Raw genomic sequence first — 17138 nt, 5'->3', positions numbered from 1 at the left:
CAATAGATATGCCAGGGACCAAACTCAACGCTTCTCCTGATGCCGTGGCCAGCTCAGGCTAAAACACGCCCCACCCAGACTCTTGCTCTTGCTGATCAGCGCCCGGCCGTCGTGCCAGTGAATGATCCGCCGCACGATCGACAACCCCAGGCCATGCCCACCGGAGGCGCGGGTGCGACTATCGTCCAGGCGCAGGAACGGCGTGAAGATTTTTTCCCAGGCGGTTTCCGGAACCCCGGGACCATCGTCCTCGACATCCAGCCGACAACGCTGCTGGCCGACCTGATAGCTGATGAACACCTGTGACTCGGCGTGACGCATGGCGTTGCTCAGCAGATTTTGCAACGCTCGATGCAAGTAGCGCGGCTCGGCCTCGACCCAGGCGTCATCACAGTCGTTGGCCGACAGACAAATGCCCCGCTGGACCTTGACCTCAGCTCGCAAAGGCGCCAACTCGCTGATGACCTGATTGACCAAGGCATCCAGATCGACCCGCTGGAAATTCAGTGCCGGCGAGCCTTGCTCCAGGCGTGCGTAGGTGAGCATTTCGTCCACCAGCCGATCGAGGTCCTGGATATCGTTGTCCATGCCCACCCTGTACTTCTCCCGCGCTTGCGGTGTGGTGGCAGCACCGATCATCTCCAGACCAAAACGCAAACGCGCCACCGGTGTGCGCAACTCATGAGACACGGCCCGCACCAGCTCGCGCTGAATCGCCAACAGGCGCTGCAAGTGCTCGGCCATGCCATTGAATGCGGCCGCCAGACGCCCGATCGAGTCGGCACCGCGAGCCGGCACCCGGGCTTCCAGGCTGCCCTTGGCGATCCGCGTCGCAGCCGATTCCAGACCGCTCAAACGCCGTTCCAGTTGCCGCACCAGCAAATACACAATCAAACCGATCAGGCTCAAGCCAAGCGCAGCAATCAACACCAGCCATTCAGGTGGATAAGGGTTCATCTGATACAGCGGACCGATTTCCAACACCCAAGGCGTCCCGACCATTCCGGCAAACACCCGGATCGAATCGCCCCCCTTGCCCAGCGCCATCACCGTATCGCCTTCGGCGACCCGGCGACTCTGGTCCTCATCCATATCTGCCTGATCGAGGGTGACCAGTTGCAGCTCAAAGCCAAAGCCCTTGTCTGCCTTCAGCGCCGCCAGGCGCTGCGGTTGCTCGGCGACCGGGTAACGCACCAGCTCATCGGCCAACAGGTAAATCGTTGCCCGCGCCAGTTGCTCACTGATTTGCTTTACTTCACCGGTCAGCAGCAGTTGCTCTTTATCGCTGACCAATCGATAGACCTTCGCCGCGTGCGGGCCGGTCTGTTCCACCAGCACCTGACCTCGCTGCACGCGATTGCGCTGGCTCAGGTCAAGGCTGGTTTGAGTGAAGGTCTGCAAGGCCAGAGGAATCCCCAACAAACGCTCCCACACCACCAACGCCCGGTGCCGCTCGATCTCGCTCATCGGTTGCAGGTTGTCGGCCATCAACGAAAACGTACCGTGCGCCAGGCGCTCGCGGTATTGCTCACTGCGCACCTGATTGAGCAGGTGCAAGGCCAGTACGCCAAGCACCGCGACCAGAATCAGCGCTGCGCACATGCCGCCGTAGATACGCAGGAAAATCGAGTTCACAGCACTACGTCTACGCAAGCTTCGGGGACAAACAGATAACCTTTGCTGCGAATGGTCTTGATCAGCCGCGGATGAATCGGGTCATCACCGATCTTCGGACGGATGCGCGAGATCCGCACATCAATGGAGCGATCCTGACCGTCGTAACCGATGCCCCGCAGCGCGGTGAAAATCTCTTCGCGGGAAAGAATCCGCCCGGCATTGGCCACCAACAACCACAGCAGATCGAACTCGGCACTGGTCAGCTCGATGCCGTTGTCATGCAGCCAGGCTTCGCGTAGTGCGTTGTCCACCACCAGCGGGCCGAACTGCAGACGCCTGAGCTTTTCAGGAGCCACCGCTTCAGGCGGCTCACTGCGGCGCAGCAAAGCCTGGATCCGTGCCAGCAACAAGCGCGGGCGTACCGGTTTGCAGACGTAGTCATCGGCGCCCATGTCCAGACCCAACACCTGATCCATGTCGTCGGTACGCGCGGTCAGCATCAGGATCGGCCCGTCATAACGATCACGCACGTTGCGACAGATGCTCAAGCCGTCTTCGCCAGGGAGCATCAGATCAAGGATCACCAGGTCCGGTTGCTCGGCAATGATCCGAGCCGCGGCCAGCGCACCGTTACCTTCGATAGCAACCCGCAGACCGTTGCTCTCCAGGTACTCGCGGGTCAACTCAGCCAGACGCTGGTCATCCTCGACAATCAATACCTGCCAGGCTTCTTGCTCCACGGGTGACCTCTTCTTGGCAAAACCACATTCAGGAAGGATCCACCCGTCTTTTTGTAATGATTTGGGTGGATAAGACTGCATAGAGATGGGGCGATTGTAGCAACGGCTCCCCTTGAAAATACAAGCAGGTAAATGCGCTCGGTAACTGCATTATTTTGTGATAGGGTTCGCGCCCGCAAAAATCCGTCCAAGGCTGTTTTCAACGGCAAAATTCAGTGACAAACGGTCTACTCCAGTGCTGTCGCGGCCTACACTGCGTTTGGCGGTTTCATACACAATTTACGCACAGCTTTATCCACAGGTAGCACGTTGCAATCGCCCCCCAAAACGCATTATCTTGTAGCCCAACGACAAAAAAACCCTACATGTAGGGTTTCACACAAAAAACCAAACACAAATCAGACAAGAAACTCAAGAGCTTTTCTTGCTCCTGCTTGGTTGAACTAAACACTTTTTCAGAAGACCAAACCGCGTGTGCGGATGGCAGCTGTTTTCCAGCCTCTGGCCGCGAAAACGGTACGGGTGTTGCAGTACAAATACTGTCACCCATCAGGAATTCGGTTTTGAGCCCTGTGGCTGCAAACCAAAGACTTCGGCATGGAAGCGACGCCCGAAAGAGCTCCTTCCTACTGTCCCGAAGTCGTTATGCCCGACGCTTGTCGGTTGTAGTGCTTCAGGACAGAACGGTGGGCACCGTGACGGTGCCCAAACAAACATAGAGAACGTGGAGACACCCATGCAAACCGACACAACTCGCGAGAACCCGCAGGGCACCGCGCCGCAGGCCACTGATTCGAATCTGGATCTGTCCGCCACGGCGCCTGGCCAACTGCGCGTGATCAAGCGTAACGGCACTGTCGTTCCTTACACCGATGACAAAATCACCGTCGCCATCACCAAAGCGTTCCTCGCAGTTGAAGGCGGCACCGCCGCTGCCTCGTCGCGAATCCACGACACCGTTGCCCGCCTGACCGAACAAGTCACCGCGACCTTCAAGCGTCGCATGCCATCGGGCGGCACTATCCATATCGAAGAAATCCAGGACCAGGTCGAACTGGCCCTGATGCGTGCCGGCGAGCAAAAAGTCGCTCGCGACTACGTGATCTACCGTGATGCCCGCTCCAAAGAGCGCGCCACCCGCTCCACCACCGACGAGCCGGTACAAGCCCATCCATCGATCCGCATCACCCGCGCCGATGGCAGCCTTGCGCCGCTCGACATGGGTCGTCTGAACACTATCGTGACCGAGGCCTGTGAAGGCCTGGAAGAAGTCGACGGTGATCTGATCCAGCGCGAAACCCTGAAGAACCTCTACGACGGCGTGGCGCTCAAAGACGTCAACACTGCGCTGGTGATGACCGCACGTACCCTGGTTGAGCGTGAGCCGAACTACTCCTTCGTGACCGCTCGCCTGCTGATGGACACCCTGCGTGCCGAAGGCCTGAGCTTCCTCGAAGTTGCCGAAAGCGCCACCCATCACGAAATGGTCGATCTGTATGCCAAGGCGCTGCCGGCGTACATCGCCAAGGGTATCGAGTTCGAATTGCTGAACCCGGTTCTGGCCACCTTCGACCTGGAAAAGCTCGGCAAGGCGATCAACCACGAGCGTGATCAGCAGTTCACCTACCTGGGCCTGCAAACCCTGTACGACCGTTACTTCATCCACAAGGACGGCATCCGGTTCGAACTGCCGCAGATCTTCTTCATGCGCGTGGCCATGGGCCTGGCGATCGAAGAGAAGAACAAAGAAGACCGCGCCATCGAGTTCTACAACCTGTTGTCGTCCTTCGACTACATGTCCTCGACACCTACCCTGTTCAACGCCGGGACCCTGCGTCCACAGCTGTCGAGCTGCTATCTGACCACCGTGCCGGATGACCTGTCGGGCATCTACCACGCCATTCATGACAACGCCATGCTGTCGAAATTCGCTGGCGGTCTGGGCAACGACTGGACTCCGGTTCGCGCGCTGGGCTCTTACATCAAGGGTACCAATGGCAAGTCCCAGGGTGTCGTACCGTTCCTGAAAGTGGTGAACGACACCGCAGTGGCCGTGAACCAGGGTGGCAAGCGCAAAGGCGCTGTCTGTGCCTACCTGGAAACCTGGCACATGGACATCGAGGAGTTCATCGAGCTGCGCAAGAACACCGGTGATGATCGTCGTCGTACCCACGACATGAACACCGCCAACTGGATCCCTGACCTGTTCATGAAGCGCGTCTTCGATGACGGTCCGTGGACCCTGTTCTCGCCGTCCGAAGTACCGGATCTGCACGACCTGACCGGCAAGGCCTTCGAAGAGCGTTACGAGTACTACGAAGCCCTGTCCCAGTACCCGGGCAAGATCAAACTGTTCAAGACCATCCAGGCCAAAGACCTGTGGCGCAAAATGCTCTCCATGCTCTTCGAAACCGGCCACCCATGGCTGACGTTCAAAGACCCATGCAACCTGCGCAGCCCACAGCAGCACGTTGGCGTGGTTCACAGCTCGAATCTGTGCACCGAAATCACCTTGAACACCAACAAGGACGAGATCGCTGTTTGCAACCTGGGCTCGATCAACCTGCCGAACCACATCACTGACGGCAAGCTGGACACCGCCAAGCTGCAACGCACCGTGAACACCGCCGTGCGGATGCTCGATAACGTGATCGACATCAACTACTACTCGGTACCACAAGCGAAGAACTCCAACTTCAAGCACCGTCCGGTCGGTCTGGGCATCATGGGCTTCCAGGACGCGCTGTACCTGCAGCACATTCCGTACGGCTCCACTGCAGCCGTCGAGTTCGCCGACAAGTCGATGGAAGCCGTCAGCTACTACGCGATCCAGGCTTCTTGCGACCTGGCTGATGAGCGCGGCGCCTACGAGACGTTCCAGGGTTCACTGTGGTCCAAAGGCATCCTGCCACTGGATTCGCAACAGATCCTGATCGAACAACGCGGCCAGAAGTACATTGATGTTGACCTGAACGAAACCCTGGACTGGGCACCGGTCCGTGCCCGCGTACAGAAAGGTATTCGTAACTCCAACATCATGGCCATCGCACCGACCGCTACCATCGCCAACATCACCGGCGTATCGCAGTCGATCGAACCGACCTACCAGAACCTGTACGTGAAATCGAACCTCTCGGGCGAATTCACCGTGATCAACCCGTACCTGGTTCGCGACCTGAAAGCCCGCGGCCTGTGGGACTCGGTCATGATCAACGACCTGAAGTACTACGACGGTTCCGTGCAGCAGATCGAACGCATCCCGCAAGAACTCAAAGAGCTCTACGCGACTGCTTTCGAAGTGGATACCAAGTGGATCGTCGACGCCGCCAGCCGCCGTCAGAAGTGGATCGACCAGGCTCAGTCGCTGAACCTGTACATCGCCGGCGCATCGGGCAAGAAACTTGACGTGACCTACCGTATGGCTTGGTACCGTGGCCTGAAAACCACTTACTACCTCCGTGCCCTGGCCGCGACCAGCACCGAGAAGTCGACCATCAGCACCAGCAAGCTGAACGCTGTTTCCAGCGGCGGCAACCACGGTGACGATTCGGTACTGGCAGCTCCTGCCGGTCCCGCGCCAGTGCCAAAAGCCTGCGCTATCGACGAGCCGGATTGCGAAGCTTGCCAATAAGCTGAGCCGATAAGCGCTGCAAGGCGCTTGTCTGAACCCCCGATAGATCCTCCGGATTTATCGGGGGTTTTCTTTTGCCTGGATAAAAGTGGAACGTTGATCACTCCCATGCTCCGCAGCACTGTCGAGAGCCGGCGCGATGACGCCAGACCAGGCACCGCACGATCATCATGTCTAGTCCTGAAACAGGTTTACACCTGTTTCACCCTAAAGCTCGATGACGCTGAACTCGCCTTACGCGACGTTCATGGTCTTGATCGTTCCCACGCTCTGCGTGGGAATGCCGCCCCGGACGCTCTGCGTCCGCTGTAGAGGTGACGCAGAGCGTCACAGGATGCATTCCCACGCGGGAGCGTGGGAACGATCAATGCTGGGCGCACACAAAAAAGCCCCTGCAATGAGGGGCTATTTTTGAAGCGCTGTCAGCCAGCCAGGCATCAAGTCATCTGAATGATGGTCTGCATGATGGTGCTTTGCGTCGAGATGGTCTTGGCGTTGGCCTGGTAGTTGCTCTGCGCCTTGATCAGATTGACCAGTTCGTTGGTCAGGTTAACGTTGGACTCTTCCAGGGAGTTGGAAACCACCGAACCCAAGGTACCTGTTGTCGGGGCGTCGTAGGCCGGAATACCCGAAGCGAACGTCTCTTTCCAGCTAGTACCGCCTACCGCCTGCAGACCTTGCTCGTTGGTAAAGCTGGCCAGGGAGACTTGGCCAATAGCCTTGTTCTGACTGTTACTGAAGTTGGCGAACAAGGTGCCGGTAGTGTCGATGGTCAGGTTGGTGATCTGACCAGTTGCATAACCGTCCTGGGTCGGCAGCGAGCGAGCAGTGTCAGCGTTGAACTGAGTCGTATTGGTCAGATCGATCGCCACACCCGCAGCATTCGCACTCGAACCGTTGGCCGCCCAGACTCCGTTGGTCACAGTGCCTGGAACCCAGCCGACCAATTGCAGGCTGTTGGTTGCGTTAGGTGCAGCCGGCGTATTCGGTGGTGTGGCCACCGATACAAGTTTGCCTGCCGAGTCAAAGGTAATAGTCGAAGCGACGGGATCTGTCGCACCACCCACCGTCGGTGTACTGCCATTGAGGTTACGACCATCTACCAGAGTGTAGGTACTCCAGGTGTTAGCAGCGGTCTTGACCATGTATTGATCCATGGTGTGCTGATTGCCCTGACTGTCATAGATTGGCGTACTGAACGACTTGGTGTAGGTGTTGACGTTATTTGGATCGAACGGGAGAACGGTCTGATCGATAACCGCCGCGGTCGAACTCAGGTTGACGGTCGAAGACACCGCGCCAGTAGCCTTGGGCGCCAGGTTGGACGTGTCGATCCGCAGGTCGGTCAGCACACCGTTGACGATCTTGCCATTGGCATCCACACCATAACCTTGCAGACGAGCAGTGCCATCGGTGTTGGTGACATAGCCGTCCTTGTCGGTCTTGAACGTACCGGCACGGGTATAGGTCTGCGAGCCGTTGCTGCTCAAGACGAAGAAGCCTTGCCCTTGAATGCCCATGTCCAACACGTTGCCAGTGTTGTTCACATCACCTTGAGTGAACTGCTGGGAAACGTTGGCCAGAGCCACGCCGTTGCCGACGCTTTTGCTACCCGAACCCAACTTGGTGGCCGAGTAGACGTCGGCGAATTCCGCACGGGAAGACTTGAAGCCTGTGGTCGCGACGTTGGCGATGTTGTTGCCGGTCACGTCCAGTTGTTTGTTGGCTGCATAGAGACCGCTAAGGCCGACATTGAAAGACATATTCCACTCCTTGCGCCGCGTAAGCCGGCTCTATAGACCAATAGTTTGTACTTTCGACAGGGCAACAGCGCCCAGACCGGCGAGGTTGAGCATCATCTCGCCACCTGTTTGACTCAAGGTCACGCTGTTGACCGTTGCCGGTAGATAAGTGACCAAATCCGTCGACTTGCTATCGATCGTGGCATTCGCCTTGAAGGTATAAGTGCCCGGATCGACCTTGACACCGGCATCGTTGGTGCCATCCCAGACAAAACTGGCGTTACCGGCGCTTTGGCTACCCAGGTCGATGGTTTTCACCGCATTGCCGTTTTTATCCGTGATGCTCACGGTAGCGTCGGCAACCGACGAGGGGATCACTGCACTGCCCGTCAGGCTCTTGGTTGTATCGACCACGGCCGTACCGGTTTGAGCAACCACCGAGCGACCCACCAGGGAAGAAGCCTGCAACGCCTGCGACGACTGGAAGGTACTCGCGATAGAGTTGACCGAAGTGTTCAGCGTGGTGATGCCTTCCAGGCTGCTGAACTGAGCCAGCTGAGCGACAAACGCACTGTTGTCCTGCGGCGACAGCGGGTTCTGGTTCTTCAACTGGGTGACCAGCAGCTGCAAGAAAGCATCCTTGCCCAAGGCATTCTTGCCCGTAGTGCCACTGGTTGCCGCCGCAAGACCCGAGGTGCTGGTGGTACTGGTCTTGACCGAAGAGTTAGCAAGGATCTGGCTGAGATCCAGGCCGCTCGTGGTATCGGTAACACTCGTCATCTGAGTCGCCCCTTATCACTGACCGAGGGTCAGGACTTTCTGCATCATGGTTTTGGCGGTGTTCATCATTTCCGCATTGGTCTGGAACGAGCGACTGGCGGAAATCATGTCGGCCATTTCCTCAACCACATTGACATTGGGGTAGTAGACATAGCCCTTGGCATCGGCTGACGGATGGTTCGGTTCGTAGCGCGCCTCCAGGTTGCTCTGGTCTTCAACCACACCCAGCACCTGTACGCCCTGGCCGGCGGCATCCTGGCTCTGGAACAGCGAACTGCTGCCGCCGCTCTGACCACCCTGAAACATGGTGGCGAACACCGGGTGACGGGCCCGGTAGGTCTGGTCGATGCTCGAAGACACGGTCTCGGCGTTGGCGATGTTACTGGCGACGGTGTTCAAACGAGTGGTTTGAGCACTCATGCCGCTACCGGCAATATTGAAAACACTGGCAAGAGACATGGATTACTCTCCGCGCAGGGCTGACACCAGCCCTTTGAATTTGCTGTTGAGCAGCGTGAAGCTGGCCTGGAAGTTGACCGCATTTTCCGCGTAGTTCGACTGTTCCAGCTGGGCGTCCACGGTGTTTTGGTCAATCGAGGGTTGCATTGGCGTGCGATACAGCAACGTCTCGTCGCCATTTCCCAGACCTTCGGCTTCGATATGACGGCTATTGGTCATGTTCAACGCGAAAGTGCCGCTCTTGGTCTTTTCATTCTGCGCAGCAAGCACGGCAGAGAAATCCAGATCCCGAGCTTTGTAATTAGGGGTGTCAGCGTTGGCGATGTTGTTGGCCAGAACTTCAGCACGCTGAGCGCGGAAGCCCAGGGCTTGTTCATGGATACCGAGCGCTTTATCGAAGCTGATGCTCATGCCGGGAAACCTTCGGGTGACCAGATTTTTCGTGCGATGAACATAGCAAGCGTCGTGCCAATTCACGAAAGGCCGTAAACCGGGGCTTTGCGGGCATCGGCAAGGTGGCAATGCCAGAAAAGCGGCAACTGATTTCCGCCGCCTGCCGCTTTTCTGCCGCTCGAGATGTCGGGATGCATGAGATCCGTGATCGTTCCCACGCTCTGCGTGGGAATGCCGCCATGGACGCTCTGCGTCCGCTTCGAGATGTGACGCAGAGCGTCACGGGATGCATTCCCACGCAGGAGCGTGGGAACGATCATTTCGGAGGACAAAAAACGGGAGTCCCTGAGGACTCCCGTTTTTTATGACGCTGGCAAATCACTTCGCCTGGTAGATGATTCCAGGACTGCACTGGACCATCTGGTAGTGATCCGGCAAGCCATTCAGCGCTTCGGATGCGCCGAGGAACAGATAGCCACCTGGCTTCAACGTACTGTGAATCCGCAGCAGGATGTCCTTCTTCACTTCAGCGGAGAAGTAGATCAGCACGTTGCGGCAGAACACGATGTCGAACTTGCCAAGACTTGCATAGCTATCGAGCAGGTTGAACGAACGAAACTCCACCCGACTCCTGATCGGTGCCTTGATCGCCCAACGCCCCGGCCCTTTCGGATCGAAGTACCGTTGCAGCCGCTCCGCGGAGAGACCGCGGCCAATGGCCAGACTGTCGTATTCGCCGGTCTTGCAGTTGTTCAGCATGGTGCCGGACAAATCGGTGGCAACGATCTGCACACCCATTTTCAGCTGACCCATGTTGGTCCGCTCGAACTCATCGATCGACATGGACAATGAGTACGGTTCCTGCCCCGACGAGCACGCCGCCGACCAAATGCGCAGGCGCTGGCCAGGACTGGCCTTGATCGACTCGGGCAATACTTTGTTCTTCAATACTTCAAACGGATAGGTGTCACGAAACCACAGGGTTTCGTTGGTAGTCATGGCATCCACCACCATCTCGCGCAACCCGCTGCGCGGCTGGGTCTGAATGCGCTGAACCAGCTCACCCAACGATTTGATGCCCTGCTGCTCCATGAGTTTATTGAGACGGCTCGACACCAGATACTGCTTGTTTTCACCGAGCAAAATGCCACAGGCTTTTTCCAGGAAGACCCGGAACTGTTCGAAATCCAAATTACCCGTAGACAATGATGCCGCCTCTTAAATCGTGTTGACCGCCAAGGGCAAACGCCCTAGCTGTTATCTGCTGCTTTGATCCGGTCGATTACCCGGGACGCCAGGTCATCAGGACGGAATTTGGCAAGGAAGTCATCGGCACCGACCTTCTTCACCATCGCCTGATTGAATACACCTGACAACGAAGTATGCAGGATGATATGTAGCTTTTGCATGCGTGGATCGCTGCGGATCTCGGCCGTGAGCGTGTAGCCGTCCATTTCGGGCATCTCGATGTCGGAAATCATCATCAAGAACTCTTCTTCCGGCTTCTTGCCCTCCTCGACCAGCTTGCGCAGGTAATCCAGCGCCTGTCGGCCGTCGTTCAATGCCACTACATCGACCCCGACGGTCTGCAGACAACGCGTGACCTGCTTGCGCGCTACCGACGAATCGTCGACCGTCAGCACCCGCAGGGAAACCGCCTTGCGCTGCGTTTCAACGTCCACCACACCCGCCGAAATGGATTCCGACGCCGGCGCCACTTCAGCCAGGACCTTCTCGACATCGATGATTTCGACTAACTGATTGTCGACCCGGGTCACTGCCGTCAAATAATGATCGCGCCCGGTGCCCTTGGGTGGCGGATGGATCTCCTCCCAGTTCATGTTGACGATGCGCTCGACCGACCTGACCAAAAAACCCTGGGTCTTGGTGTTGTACTCCGTGATGATTACGAAGGGATTGCTTTGATCCTGCAAACCGCCAGAACCGGTCGCCATTGCCAGATCAAGAATCGGAATGGTCGCCCCCCGAATATTTGCGACACCGCACACGACAGGACTGGATTTAGGCAGCAGGGTCAGTTTGGGGCATTGCAGCACCTCCCGAACCTTGAACACGTTGATCCCATACAGCTGCTGGCCGTCAAGACGGAACAACAACAGCTCAAGGCGATTCTGCCCTACCAGTTGCGTGCGCTGGTTCACCGAATCCATTACACCAGCCATGCCCAGACTCCTACACCAACGCTTAAGATCCGATGCACATTCATCACTAAACGGCACGGGGCTTGCTTTTTAACTGCTATGAACGCAAAAACGACATTTTTCCGACACCTGACATCAACGTATCGCAAATTGCTTTGCGCGTTGTCAGCGTTGTGCTTTTTCACCGCTGGCAGCCCTGCCGTTGCTGACCCGGTTACCTTGCCTGATCTGCTTATCGGCGTCACTCAAGGCTTTCTTGAATTCACCGTAGAAGATTATCTGGCAACCAGCCACACCGAAGGACGCTACGAAATTCAGGTCAATCAACTCGACCCTCGCTTGCGCATGCCGCTATGCGACAAGGAATTGACAGCGACGCTGGAAAGTCCGGCTCAGCCTTTGGGCCACGTAATCGTAAAGGTGCGTTGCGATGGCGCCTCGCCCTGGACCGTCTTCGTTCCCGCTCAAGTGCGCCTGTTTCGAGAGGTCGTTACCACCACTCGCCCACTTAAACGCGCCGGCATCATCGAACCTGAGGACGTCATCCTGCGCGAGCGCGACATCAGCCTGATCAATCAGGGTTATCTGACGTCGGTCGATCAGGCCATCGGTCAGAAACTCGTCCGACCAATGGTCAGCGATCAGGTCATTACCCTTGTCCACATGGAACAGGCGGAGGTCGTTCGCAAAGGCGATCAAGTGGTGATATCCGTTCGCAGCGGTACGCTCAATGTGCGAATGCCCGGCGAAGCGTTGTCCAACGGCGGTCTGAGCGAACAGATCAGGGTCAAGAATCTGAACTCTCAACGGGTAATCAAAGCGCGCGTGACCGCGCCGGGCCAGGTGGACGTCGCCATGTAGGGAACTGGCGCTGCACTCAGGCGTTCCCTAAACTGTGCCTCAAGCAAGGCAGGTGCCGACTCGCGCCGGCTCATCGAAAATTGAGCCTAAAGTTTTACCGGGTATGGCCGAAAACATGGCAAGCGTCCAAATACCCAGAGGTTTTCTATCATGGTCATCGATTTCAGCCGTTTAAACAGCTCCCCCTCACCCACAGGCAGTACGCGTACCAGCGGCAGCAAGGAAACCGGCGACGCCGGCAAATCCGCGCCGGTGATTACCCCGGCCGAACAGGCCAGTACCAGCCAAAGCGGGGAGTCGGTTCACCTCAGTAATGAGGCTCAACAGTTGCAGAAGGTCACTGACACGCTGCGCGATCAACCTGCTGTCGACAAAGCCCGCGTGGCCGAGTTGAAGCAAGCGATTGCCGATGGCAGCTATAAAGTCGACAGCAACCGTGTAGCCAGCAAACTGCTCAACTTCGAAGCCCAGCGCTAGCCAAAGGCCTGCGCCAGGCTTTTGGACGCTTAAAACCCAAGGCCAGCCATGCACGACACAAATTTACTGCAACTGATCACTGACGATTTTGCTCCAGCTCAACAGTTGCTGGAGTTGCTGCAAACCGAGGCCCTCGCTTTGCACGGTCGCGACATGCCACTGCTCGAAGATATTCTCGCGCAGAAACAGGCGCTGATCATTTTGCTTGAACAGCATGGGCGTTTACGCAGCCAGATCCTCATCAGCCTGAACCTGCCGGCCAGTCGAAGCGGCCTGGAACGACTTGCAGAGCAATCGTCCATTGGCGATCAACTGCTGTCTCAGAGCGACGAACTCAATCAGCTTCTGGCCAACTGCCAGGCAGCCAACGAACTCAACGGTCGTTCGATCCAGATCCAGCAAGCCACCACCGCCAATCAGTTGAAGATTCTCACCGGTGGCGAACCTCCTGCCCTTTATGATGCCCGCGGATCAACCTCCAAGCTTGCGAAGCCCCGCCCACTTAGTCAGGCTTGAATTCAGAGATGAGCGCTCTATCAAGACGCGAAACATGCTGGCAAAATGCCGGCTCTTGCGTGTGTCGTATTTGTCTGGAGATTGATGAACCGTGTTCAATGCCTTAAACGCAGAAGATGCTCCGCAGCCACCAAAGGCGCTCACTACCCCTTTGGAAATTGCCGCCAATCTGCGGTTGCTGCAAGAGAGCCATGATCCACTGATCATCACTTTTCATGAGCGCACCCAGCGCTTTCAGAGCTATCTGGTCGAAGTCGATCGAGACAGCACCATGATCGCCCTGGACGAGATGATTCCTCGCGATGGCGAACGCTTTCTGCTCAATGGCGAAGCGTTTCGCGTCGAAGGTTTCCACGACGGCGTGCGGATTGCCTGGGAAAGCACCGGCACTCTGACGATCGACGAATCCAATGGCAGTCGCTGCTATCGCGGCACAATGCCTGATGAAGTGGTCTATCACCAACGTCGCAATGCGTTTCGTGCAGCGTTGAAACTGGCTCAGTTGGTCAACATCGAACTCGGCGGCGAAAAGCTTAAAGCCCCGATCAAGGGTAAACTGCTGGATATCTCGGCTACCGGCTGCAAGTTGCGCTTTGAAGGCGACATCTCCGACCGCCTGCAACTGGGCGAGGTCTACGACCGATTCATTGCCGCCCTGCCCTTCGGCAAAATGACGGCGCCAGTCGAATTGCGTTATCTGCATCACGAAGAGCGGATCGACACCACCTTCGCCGGCGTACGCTTTCACAACATGAGCGGCCAGGTTCAACGCCAGGTCGAGCGTTTCGTCTATCAGCTTCAGCGCGAAGCACGCCGCTTTGATAAAGACGATTTCTGAGTCAACACCTCAATAAAAAACGGGCAGTCCCTTTCGGTGACTGCCCGTTTTTTTCTAAGGCCTTACCTGAGTGAAGCTTTGCGCAGGCTCCGGATCTGGCTCCTCGGGCGTTACATCCACTTCGTGCTCCGGCTCAGGCTCCAGGTTTACAGCATTTTGCATCTGTTCGTGCACGACCTGCTCATCGACCCGCGGGTCAAGCGCTGCCACCAAAGGCGAGCTCGACATACTGTCTGGCATGGCGACGTGATGCAGAGGCGCATCATCGACCTGATGCAAGTTTGTCACCGCTTTAGGCCGAATGCGCCACACCAGCACCAGCGCGAAAAAGCTGAAGAACGCATAGAGCATCTGACTGCCAAACAGCTTCATCAGCACACCCGCAGCCAGCGGCCCGATGCTTGCGCCGACGCCGTACGTCACCAGCAACATTGCCGTTAGGGAAACCCGTCGGTCGCCTTCGACATGGTCATTGGAAAACGCCACCGCCAATGGATACAGACAGAACTGCACCAATGAGCAAAGGAAGCCGGCGACAAACAACACTTCAAGTGGCACCTCGGGCATTATCGCCAAAGGCAACGCGGCCAGCGCCAGAGAAAACGCAAAGCAACGGATCAACAACGCCCGATCATAGCGATCCGACAACCAGCCCAGCGGCCACTGCACCACCAAACCCGCAAAAATGCAGCTACCCATGAACAGGCCGACCTGCTCCGTGGAAAGCCCCTGCTGAGAGGCATATAGCGGCGCCAGACCGTAGAACGAACCAACGATCAACCCCGCCCCCAGCACGGTACTCAACGATTGCGGCACGCGTTTCATAAAGAAACGCGGCTCCATCGGTGCCGGATGCAGGGGCGCCGGGTGAATGCGCCGGGTCATGGCGACGGGCACCAGGCACAAGGCAAAACACAGTGCGACCAGCATCAACAACTCCAGACCCAGCGCCGGGTGCATGACCAGAATCAGCTGACCCAGGACCAACCCGAGGTAGGAAGCAATCATGTAGCCACTGAATACCAGGCCACGCTGCCTGGCTTCAGCCTGCTCATTCAGCCAGCTCTCGATGACCATGTACTGGCACATCATGCCCAGGCCGACGATCATCCGCAGGAACAGCCAGGCCGGCAACCAATCCACCAGACCATGCCCCAGCACCGCCGCGCCGACGATGCCGGCGCAGGTCGCGTAGGCCCGGATATGCCCGACCCGGGCAATCAGCCGGTGACCAATTTTCCCGCCCAGCACCAGGCCGGAATAGTTGGCGGCCATCAACGCACCGACCCACAAACCGTCGACATGGTCGGCAGCCAGGCGCAATGCCAGGTAAGTACTGAGTAAGCCCGAGCCGATCAGCATCATCAGCGAGGCGAAATAAAGCGCTCGAAAGGATTTCCAGATTTGGCGCATCGGCGTTCCGAGCGGCTCCTTGAATTGTGCATCGGGCTATCAGAAACGATAGCCCGACGGCGACGGGTCGGTTATGCCTGGGCCGCTAGAACACGCCGCTCCCAGGGCGTTATTTCATCATGGAAACTGCTCAACTCCATGGTCTTCGAAGCAATGTAGCCTTCGATGAACTCCTTGCCGAACAGTTCCTTTGCCAATTGGCTACGCTTCAGACGCTCAAGTGCTGCATGCAAGGTACAAGGTAACGACAAACTTTCCGGCACTTCAAATTCCCCCTGGACAGCCGGGGTCGGCTCCAGCTCGTTTTCTATGCCGTGAAGCCCGGCAGCGAGACTCGCGGCAATCGCCAGGTACGGGTTGGCATCGGCGCCAGGCAAGCGATTCTCGACCCGTCGCGCCACAGGCGAGCTTGCCGGAATCCGCAAACCCGCAGCCCGATTGTCGTGTGACCAACAGGCATTGTTCGGGGACGCGTAAGGATGGCACAAGCGTTGATAAGAGTTCACGTTCGGTGCAAAAAGCGCGGTGAAATCCGCCATACCCGCTTGCTGACCACCGATAAAATGGCGGAAGGTCGCGGTCGGCTGGCCGGCATCGTCGTTGAACACGTTACGCCCGGTACCCAGCTCCACAATGCTTTGGTGAATATGCATCGAGCTTCCCGGCGTATGCGCCAACGGCTTGGCCATGCAGACCACCGTCAAGCCGTGCTTGAGTGCGACTTCCTTGAGTAAATGCTTGAACAGCAATGTCTGATCGGCCAGCAGCAACGGATCGCCGTGCAATAGATTGATCTCGAACTGGCTGATACCCATCTCGTGCATGAACGTATCGCGCGGCAAACCCAGCGCCGCCATGCATTCATACACTTCACTGAAGAACGGCCTCAAGCCATTATTTGAACTGACGCTGAAAGCCGAATGACCTTCCTCACGACGCCCGTCCAGACCGACCGGCGGCAGGAACGGTTGGGTCGGGTCGGTATTGGGTGCAAATACGAAGAATTCCAGCTCGGTCGCCACCACCGGCGCCAGACCTCGAGCCGCGTAACGTGCGATAACCGCCTTAAGCTGACCGCGAGTCGAAAGACGAGAGCTTTCTCCAGTCAACTCGTCTGCATCGCAAATCGCCAAAGCCCGAGGCTGCTTGCTCCAGGGCAGGCGATGGATGTGTTTTGGATCAGCATTGAGTGCCAGATCGCCGTCATCGCTGCCGTAAAAACGCACCGGCGGATAGCCGCCCATGATGCATTGCAGCAGCACGCCCCGCGCCATCTGCAACCGCCGCCCCTCAAGGAACCCCTCGGTGGTCATCACCTTGCCCCGTGGCACACCGTTCAGATCCGGAGTGACACATTCAATCTCATCAATGCCCGTCAATCGCTGCACGAGTGATTTGTGGCCATCGGTAGTCATGACTCAATCCTTGTTACTGTGCAAGCCGCGAACGGCGACCCGTACAAAATACGCACCACCCGTTCAGGATTTCAAGCAGGCACACGCAAAAAGC

General features: G+C 57.4%; 15 protein-coding genes. 5 read left to right on the top strand and 10 right to left on the bottom strand.

Annotated elements, in window-relative coordinates:
- Positions 1–24 precede the first annotated feature (24 nt).
- Both AC07VR_RS25880 and AC07VR_RS25875 read right to left on the bottom strand, forming a co-directional pair.
- Entirely contained in the window at positions 25–1635 is a 1611-nt protein-coding gene (locus tag AC07VR_RS25880) for an ATP-binding protein (protein WP_495012967.1), read from the bottom strand.
- Complete coding sequence (locus AC07VR_RS25875) at positions 1632–2357, bottom strand: response regulator (RefSeq protein ID WP_494993663.1); 726 nt, start codon at positions 2355–2357, stop codon at positions 1632–1634. Before AC07VR_RS25875 ends, AC07VR_RS25880 begins: the two co-directional genes overlap by 4 nt.
- 736 nt (positions 2358–3093) lie before the next feature.
- Between AC07VR_RS25875 and AC07VR_RS25870 the strand changes: the two genes are divergently transcribed.
- Positions 3094–5988 (top strand): ribonucleoside-diphosphate reductase subunit alpha, encoded by a 2895-nt coding sequence (locus AC07VR_RS25870; protein WP_494993662.1) that lies wholly within the window; start codon positions 3094–3096, stop codon positions 5986–5988.
- A gap of 437 nt (positions 5989–6425) precedes the next feature.
- Here AC07VR_RS25870 and flgE read toward each other — a convergent pair whose 3' ends face one another.
- The 6 genes from flgE to AC07VR_RS25840 all read right to left on the bottom strand — a co-directional run bounded on the left by flgE (position 6426) and on the right by AC07VR_RS25840 (position 11545).
- Complete coding sequence (flgE, locus tag AC07VR_RS25865; RefSeq protein WP_494993661.1) at positions 6426–7751, bottom strand: flagellar hook protein FlgE; 1326 nt, start codon at positions 7749–7751, stop codon at positions 6426–6428.
- 30 nt (positions 7752–7781) lie between these two features.
- Positions 7782–8510, bottom strand: a complete 729-nt coding sequence (gene flgD, locus AC07VR_RS25860) for a flagellar hook assembly protein FlgD (protein ID WP_494993660.1) — start codon at positions 8508–8510, stop codon at positions 7782–7784.
- A 15-nt stretch (positions 8511–8525) separates the two neighbouring features.
- A complete protein-coding gene (flgC, locus tag AC07VR_RS25855; RefSeq protein WP_494993659.1) occupies positions 8526–8969 on the bottom strand; it encodes a flagellar basal body rod protein FlgC in 444 nt (147 codons plus the stop codon).
- Between the two features lie 3 nt (positions 8970–8972).
- Entirely contained in the window at positions 8973–9380 is a 408-nt protein-coding gene (flgB, locus tag AC07VR_RS25850; protein WP_494993658.1) for a flagellar basal body rod protein FlgB, read from the bottom strand.
- A 360-nt stretch (positions 9381–9740) separates the two neighbouring features.
- Positions 9741–10568 carry a protein-glutamate O-methyltransferase CheR gene (cheR, locus tag AC07VR_RS25845; RefSeq protein ID WP_494993656.1) on the bottom strand — a complete coding sequence of 276 codons (828 nt, stop codon included), beginning with the start codon at positions 10566–10568 and terminating at the stop codon, positions 9741–9743.
- Positions 10569–10612: 44 nt separating this feature from the next.
- The gene (locus AC07VR_RS25840; RefSeq protein ID WP_495012966.1) at positions 10613–11545 is read right to left on the bottom strand and encodes a chemotaxis protein CheV; all 933 of its coding nucleotides are present in this window, start codon (positions 11543–11545) and stop codon (positions 10613–10615) included.
- A gap of 78 nt (positions 11546–11623) precedes the next feature.
- Between AC07VR_RS25840 and flgA the strand changes: the two genes are divergently transcribed.
- From flgA to AC07VR_RS25820, 4 genes are all read left to right on the top strand, one after another.
- Positions 11624–12385: a flagellar basal body P-ring formation chaperone FlgA gene (gene flgA / locus AC07VR_RS25835; RefSeq protein WP_494993654.1), complete on the top strand. Its 762-nt coding sequence runs from the start codon at positions 11624–11626 to the stop codon at positions 12383–12385.
- A 150-nt stretch (positions 12386–12535) separates the two neighbouring features.
- On the top strand, positions 12536–12862 hold the full coding sequence (gene flgM, locus AC07VR_RS25830) for a flagellar biosynthesis anti-sigma factor FlgM (RefSeq protein ID WP_494993653.1): 327 nt from the start codon (positions 12536–12538) through the stop codon (positions 12860–12862).
- A 48-nt stretch (positions 12863–12910) separates the two neighbouring features.
- Positions 12911–13378, top strand: coding sequence for a flagella synthesis protein FlgN (locus tag AC07VR_RS25825; protein WP_494993652.1), 468 nt, complete (start codon positions 12911–12913; stop codon positions 13376–13378).
- A gap of 91 nt (positions 13379–13469) precedes the next feature.
- Positions 13470–14216 (top strand): flagellar brake protein, encoded by a 747-nt coding sequence (locus AC07VR_RS25820; protein ID WP_494993651.1) that lies wholly within the window; start codon positions 13470–13472, stop codon positions 14214–14216.
- 54 nt (positions 14217–14270) lie between these two features.
- On the opposite strand, the gene AC07VR_RS25815 is transcribed toward AC07VR_RS25820, so the two are convergent.
- Both AC07VR_RS25815 and AC07VR_RS25810 read right to left on the bottom strand, forming a co-directional pair.
- Complete coding sequence (locus tag AC07VR_RS25815; RefSeq protein ID WP_494993650.1) at positions 14271–15629, bottom strand: MFS transporter; 1359 nt, start codon at positions 15627–15629, stop codon at positions 14271–14273.
- A gap of 71 nt (positions 15630–15700) precedes the next feature.
- The gene (locus tag AC07VR_RS25810; RefSeq protein WP_494993853.1) at positions 15701–16942 is read right to left on the bottom strand and encodes a glutamine synthetase family protein; all 1242 of its coding nucleotides are present in this window, start codon (positions 16940–16942) and stop codon (positions 15701–15703) included.
- Between the last annotated feature and the right edge of the window lie 196 nt (positions 16943–17138).

It is taken from the genome of Pseudomonas sp. GW821-FHT02H09, assembly GCF_059421425.1.
This window is presented reverse-complemented; position numbering and strand designations above follow the sequence as displayed.